The sequence below is a fragment of the Planktosalinus sp. genome, assembly GCF_059864935.1.
In genome coordinates, this window is sequence record NZ_JCBCCK010000291.1 from 1 (window position 1) to 6,455 (window position 6,455).

Consider the following 6,455-nt stretch of genomic DNA (forward strand, 5'->3'; position numbering starts at 1 on the left):
ATGCGTATGCAGACGGAAACCCGTATATCGGTCCGGACGCTGTTCTGAACGGAATTTTTGTCCGGGTTGGCGCTGAACACGACTATTTTAAGCTGGAAGATATCGAACTGCATGAAATGAGTGGCAATAAAGTCCTGGCTACGCTTCGCTATGATGCAAAAGTGAAGGAGACCGGCAAAACCTTTAATGCCCAGGTAGCACACCTATGGTCGCTTAAAGACGGTAAAATAATCGGTTTTCAGCAGTTTGTAGATACCAAGAAACTGGCTGATGCCACGAGTAAATAACGCTATTGTAATTAATATCAGTTATAACCAATTTAAACAAAGCTATATGAACACAAAACGTTTTATCCTAATAGTAACCATAGTATTCATGACGATACTGACTGCGTGTAAATCTAAAAATTATGAACAAGAAAAAATGGTTGCATTCGCACAGAATTATACTGCTGCCTGGAACAGTAAACAACCGGAAAAAATGGCTTCATTTTATGCCGAAGACGGAACGCTGATCGTGAACAAAGGCAAACCGGCAGTGGGAAGAAAACAAATAGCAGCAACTGCTCAATCCTATATGGATGCCTTTCCTGATATAAAATTAACTATGGACAGTTTAACAGTACAAGAAAACACCTACAGGTACTACTGGAGATTCAAGGGAACGAATACCGGACCCGGAGGCACCGGAAACAAAGTGGATTTTAGCGGATTTGAAGAATGGACAATGAGTGATCAAGGACTGGTTCAAAAGTCAGTAGGAACCTACGATGCTGAAGTTTATCAAAGACAGCTTCAGGGCAATTAATAAAATTAGATAGCTCTAAATAACTCAAATAAAGAATACACTTACAGTTTTAATAATTCTGTCTTTTTATAAGTCAGGTTGATGCAAAAAAACAATAAAAATCCACATGGAACCACTAACCACCAACGAATTAAAACCAACCTTAAGCCACACCCGCATCAATGCTCTAGATGTGATTAGAGGCATTGCTTTATTTGGCATACTTTTAATGAACATCAATGGAATGGGATTACCGTTCAGTTATTCAGACCCCAGCGTTTTGGGTCATACAGAAGGCTTAAACTTTTATGTTTGGGTAACCAACGAAATGTTTTTTGAAGGGACTATGCGCGGCTTGTTTACACTGCTCTTTGGAGCAGGAGTCATTTTACTAACCGGAAGGCTCATCAAAGACGGTGCAGGGATTTCAACAGCTGATATATACTACCGCCGAATGATCTGGCTGCTCTTGTTTGGTATTGCAAACGTCTGGATATTGCTTTGGCACGGTGATATACTTTTCCCGTATGCTTTGTTTGGTTTGTTTTTATTCCCTTTTAGAAACCTGCCGGTAAAAAACCTGATAATTATTGGAGCTATACTTATTGGCATCGGAATTCTTTGGGATATCAGCGATTATCAAAATAACGTCAAACTAAAACAAGATGCTGAAATGGTTATGGAAAACAATTCAGCCGGGATTGAATTAAGTGAAAAAGAAACATCAACTCTTGATGAATGGGCAAAACTGAATACTAAAAAGACTGCTAAGGATGTTCAGCAAGTAATGGAAAAAATGAATGTAGGGTACTTTAAAATCATCCAAAATAAAGTGGAATTTAATCAATGGATGCAAACCTGGTTACCTTATCGCTTGTGGGTTTGGGATATTCTCAGCTATATGTTTATAGGGATGGCCTTTTTTAAACTCCGAATTTTTCACGGTGAGCGGAGCACCCGTTTTTATTTTCTAATGGCATTTATAGGTTACATTATTGGCGTCACCATAAATTATTATGAAACCCAACTCATCGTTCAAAGCAATTATGATGTGGTAACCATGAAAAAAGCCGAACAAACCTATCAATTAGGTAGAATAGCTGTAACAATGGGGCACATTGGGTTGTTTATGCTGTTTATTAAATCCGGAATGATCGCTTTCCTTCAAAGAGCATTGGCAGCTGTGGGTAGAATGGCCTTGACTAACTATTTAATGCACAGCATCATTACGTCCATCATTTTTTACGGATTTGGTTTTGGTTTGTTCGGCATTTTAGAGCGTTATGAATTGTATTATGTAGTATTTAGCATCTGGATTTTCCAACTCATTGTAAGTCCCATCTGGTTAAAATATTTCTTATTTGGTCCTTTTGAGTGGTTGTGGCGTTCGTTGACTTATGGGAAGAAGCAACCGTTTAGAATTAAAAACTAACCTTATAAAATATGCCATAACATTAAGTTATATACAAACTAAAACAAGAACTATCAAACCATAAAAATTATGAAAAAAGCACTCATCCTTCTAATGTTCGTTCAGTTGTCGAATGTGGTGAATGGACAAGAAAAAAAAGCCGTCTCTCTTACTTTTAATCATATAGCATTGTCAGTTAAAGATGTAAATGTATCAGCTAAATTTTACACAGACGTTTTGAATTTGAAAATAATTCCATTACCACCAGAGGTTAAAGATGTAAAATGGATATCCTTGGGCGATGGTAAGGAATTGCACCTATTATCAGTTTTGAAAGACGATATTAAAACCAATAAAGCCATTCACCTTGCCTTATCAACTTCAAATTTTAATGCATTTGTTCAGAAACTGACAGAAATGAAGATTGAATACTCTGATTTCCCCGGAAACCTTAATAAAATTAACATAAGAACTGATGGCATTCAACAAGTGTTCTTTCAAGACCCGGATGGCTATTGGATAGAAGTGAATAGCATAAATCAATAAAACAACAAATGAAAAACAAAGTCGCACTCATTACCGGTTCCAGTAGTGGAATAGGAAAAGCAACAGCAGAAGCTTTCGCCGAAAAAGGTGCAAAAGTCGTTGTCGCTGCACGCCGGAAAGAAGAACTGGACAACCTGGTCGCTTCTATAGAAGCAAAAGGCGGAAAAGCTTCGGCAATCAAAACAGATGTTTCTGATGCAAAAAGCGTCGAACAGATGGTTGCACATACGTTGAAAGTATTTGGTCGATTGGATTTTGCCATAAACAATGCAGGTATAGAAGGTCAACTAAATATGATTACTGACCTTGAAGAAAACGATTGGGACCAGGTTCTTGACATCAATCTAAAAGGTGTATTTCTCTCTATGAAATATGAGGCAAGAGCGATGTTGAAATTAGGCCACGGTGGTGCGATCGTAAATGTTGGTTCTGTCAATTCATTTCTTGGTTTTCCAACAGGGTCGGCTTATGTCACTTCAAAACATGGGTTGATAGGCTTAACGTCAAGTGTGTCTGCTGAACTTGCATCACAAGGCATACGTGTTAACTTGTTGTGTCCGGGAGCAATAGTGACGCCTATGCACCAGCGATTGCGAGGGATTGTTGGTGATGACTTGTATGATAAAAACTTGTTGCCAACTGTACATTTGAGACGTGCAGGTCTTCCTGAAGAAATGGCAAAGACCATTGTATTTCTTTGTTCAGAGGAAGCAAGCTATATCACTGGAACCACACTTACAGCAGACGGTGGGCTTACTTTAACGATGTAAAATGATAAATTAAAATTCAGAGAACCAACAAAAAAAGATAAACCAAATGGAAACCCTCAACACCTTGATAAGCATAAATTTCGATTTATTTACTGTGGTTCTACTAGTAATCTTCTTTACCGCAGAAAATGTATTCAACACCCAATTTAAATTTGATAAAACGGGTAAGCATTTACTTGAAAACAACGGTTTTTTAATCATCATTACTTTATTGAATTTGTTTTGGGCAGGCATTATCGTGATTGCCGTTGATTGGTTGAACTCAAACGAAATAGGTTTGTTTCATCATTTAGATTTACCCGTTTGGTTATTTCTCCTGTTTAGCGTAATGCTTTTTGACATGGCCAATTACTGGTTCCATCGCATTGCACACTACGTTCCTTTTTTATGGAATTTCCATCGTGTGCATCACAGTGATAGTCGCATGGACGCTTCCTCTAACATCAGGGTACATCCCATTGAGCTGGTGTTCTATTTTGGCTCCTCAGGGGTTGTAGCTGCAGCACTTTTTGGTTTAGACACCACCGGACTTGGTTTGTTTGTTTTAATCATTATTCCTTATGTGTTTATAGAACACTGCAACTTAAAATATCCTACGTGGATTGATAAAACTTTTGGACTCATTTTTACAACACCCAATTTTCATCGCGTGCATCACGACCAGGATGAATATTACACCAATTCTAATTATGCTGATATTTTTATTCTTTGGGACCGGCTATTCGGCACTTTTAAATACAAACATCCGGATGAAGTTAAACTTGGACTTAAAGAATTTGACGACCAAAAACAATCGTTTTGGTATTTAATGAAAACGCCTTTTATCAATATTTCAAAACAAGAATCAAAAAACTCTTAAACAATATGAAAACCTATATTCTTTTACTTAGTATTTTCTTCAGTCTACTTTTTGGATGCACTGAAAAACCAGAAACCTCAACAACTACTGAACTTGAAACTAAATCAAGTTATTTTGACTATTCCAAAAGCGACGACCAAGAAAGCGGTGGTATTAAAATGATTCCAATTGAAACGGCCATTGGCACCTTTAATGTCTATACCAAACGTATGGGTAATAACCCCAAAATGCGTGTATTACTTCTACACGGCGGTCCGGGAGGCTCTCACGAAGAATTTGGGAATTTTGAAGGCTACCTCCCCAATGAAGAAATCGAATACATTTATTATGATCAGCTCGATTCTTACTATAGTGATAATCCCAATGACCCTAGTCTTTGGACCATTGAACATTTTGTGGAAGAGGTAGAGCAGGTAAGAAAAGCTTTAGGACTCCACAAAGACAACTTTTATCTATTAGGACAATCGTGGGGCGGTACTTTAGCTATGGAATATGCCCTGAAATATCAATACAATTTAAAAGGACTAATTGTTTCAAACATGGTTGCAAGTATTCCAGAATATAACAAATATGCTCAGGAAGTATTAGGACCTCAAATGCCGGAGGAAGTACTCAAGGAAATTCAATCTCTGGAAGCCGCAAAGGACTACTCCAATCCCAGATATGAAGCACTCTTAATGGAACACTTTTACACCAAACATTTATTACGAAAACCTCTGGAAATGTGGCCAAAATCTGTTCAATTACTGTTCAAACACCTCAACCATGACATTTATGTATATATGCAAGGCCCCAGTGAATTTGGTATCACTAAAGAAGCCACTTTATATAATTGGGACATATCAGACAGACTTCCTGAAATTAAAGTGCCCACACTTATGCTGGGTGCCAAGTATGACACTATGGACCCAAAGTACATGGAGTGGATGGCCGGCCAGGTACAAAATGGAAGAAGTGTTACCACAAACGGCAGTCACTTATCCCAATTTGATGATCCAAAAACCTTTTTTAGCGAACTGATAAAGTTTGTTAAAGAAGTTGACAACGGTACTTTTTAATTTTTGAAATATAAATTAATAACTATGAATAACCGTGTCCAGTCCTTAGATTTTTTAAAGGGAATGGTCATTGTATTAATGGCATTAGACCATGTGCGTGACTATTTTCATTATGATTATTTTTATTTTGACCCTACCGATATTGAACAAACGAACTTCTGGATCTTTTTTACACGTTTCATTACCCATTTTTGCGCGCCGGTATTTGTTTTTCTGGCAGGTACTTCTGCCTTTTTTGTGGAACAAAAAATCGGTAAAAAAGCTGTAAGCAAATGGCTCCTAAAAAGAGGTGTTTGGCTAATCTTTTTAGAAATAGTTGTGATTAGCTTTGCCTGGAGGTTTCAGTTCAATTTTAATTACATATTGTTTCAGGTAATCTGGCTCTTGGGTGCATCCATGCTTTTTTTGGCCTTACTTATTCATGTACCCAAAAAACTAATGATTGCGATATGCTTAATCGCCATTTTTGGACACAATGCTTTAGATGGTTTTACAACTAGTTCTTATAGTGAGATATGGACAGTTTTGCACGTAATGGCACCTTTTCAACTTACGGAACAGGTGACGCTATTTATTGCTTATCCACTCATTCCCTGGATATTTGTTATGCCGCTGGGTTATTACTTAGGCATCCTTTACAAACCCGGATTTGATGTTGCTAAACGACATCAAATTCTAATACGCACCGGTATTTCAGCCATTGTCCTATTTTTTGTTTTACGTTTTGCAAACGTATATGGCGATTTGGTACCGTGGACATCATATGATGATTTTGAAAAAACAGCACTCTCTTTTTTCAATGTCACCAAATACCCCCCTTCACTTTTGTTTTTGTTAATCACACTGGGGCCTTCCCTGATAGTGCTTTCACTGGCGGAAAAGTTTAAAGGGAAATTATTTGATATCATGGTGCTTTTTGGCAAAGTACCCATGTTTTTTTACATCGTTCATATTTACTGGATACACCTGCTTGCTGTACTGGCAGTTTACCTGAGTGGCTTTGACCCCAAACTGATGATCATTGA

The 6,455-nt window shown here is 37.6% G+C and carries 7 protein-coding genes and 1 pseudogene; all 8 read left to right on the top strand.

The genetic code is table 11. The features are described 5' to 3' along the window. A pseudogene (locus AC6F75_RS09600) lies at window positions 1-287 on the top strand (nuclear transport factor 2 family protein); the annotation flags it as partial. A gap of 46 nt (window positions 288-333) precedes the next feature. Then, a complete protein-coding gene (locus AC6F75_RS09605) occupies window positions 334-807 on the top strand; it encodes an SgcJ/EcaC family oxidoreductase (RefSeq protein ID WP_500714794.1) in 474 nt (157 codons plus the stop codon). Between the two features lie 106 nt (window positions 808-913). Next, entirely contained in the window at window positions 914-2,218 is a 1,305-nt protein-coding gene (locus AC6F75_RS09610) for a DUF418 domain-containing protein (protein WP_500714795.1), read from the top strand. Window positions 2,219-2,287: 69 nt separating this feature from the next. Further along, on the top strand, window positions 2,288-2,743 hold the full coding sequence (locus AC6F75_RS09615) for a VOC family protein (RefSeq protein ID WP_500714796.1): 456 nt from the start codon (window positions 2,288-2,290) through the stop codon (window positions 2,741-2,743). Between the two features lie 8 nt (window positions 2,744-2,751). Further along, entirely contained in the window at window positions 2,752-3,513 is a 762-nt protein-coding gene (locus tag AC6F75_RS09620) for a glucose 1-dehydrogenase (RefSeq protein WP_500714797.1), read from the top strand. 46 nt (window positions 3,514-3,559) lie between these two features. Continuing rightward, the gene (locus tag AC6F75_RS09625) at window positions 3,560-4,372 is read left to right on the top strand and encodes a sterol desaturase family protein (RefSeq protein WP_500714798.1); all 813 of its coding nucleotides are present in this window, start codon (window positions 3,560-3,562) and stop codon (window positions 4,370-4,372) included. Window positions 4,373-4,377: 5 nt separating this feature from the next. Further along, complete coding sequence (locus tag AC6F75_RS09630) at window positions 4,378-5,430, top strand: proline iminopeptidase-family hydrolase (RefSeq protein WP_500714799.1); 1,053 nt, start codon at window positions 4,378-4,380, stop codon at window positions 5,428-5,430. Between the two features lie 24 nt (window positions 5,431-5,454). Further along, a partial coding sequence (locus AC6F75_RS09635; protein WP_500714800.1) for a heparan-alpha-glucosaminide N-acetyltransferase domain-containing protein occupies window positions 5,455-6,455 on the top strand: 1,001 nt, incomplete at its 3' end.

Coding starts and splice junctions, on each gene's coding strand:
- AC6F75_RS09605 (WP_500714794.1), top strand. CDS start 334: ATGAACACAAAACGTTTTATCCTAATAGTAACCATAGTATTCATGACG.
- AC6F75_RS09610 (WP_500714795.1), top strand. CDS start 914: ATGGAACCACTAACCACCAACGAATTAAAACCAACCTTAAGCCACACC.
- AC6F75_RS09615 (WP_500714796.1), top strand. CDS start 2,288: ATGAAAAAAGCACTCATCCTTCTAATGTTCGTTCAGTTGTCGAATGTG.
- AC6F75_RS09620 (WP_500714797.1), top strand. CDS start 2,752: ATGAAAAACAAAGTCGCACTCATTACCGGTTCCAGTAGTGGAATAGGA.
- AC6F75_RS09625 (WP_500714798.1), top strand. CDS start 3,560: ATGGAAACCCTCAACACCTTGATAAGCATAAATTTCGATTTATTTACT.
- AC6F75_RS09630 (WP_500714799.1), top strand. CDS start 4,378: ATGAAAACCTATATTCTTTTACTTAGTATTTTCTTCAGTCTACTTTTT.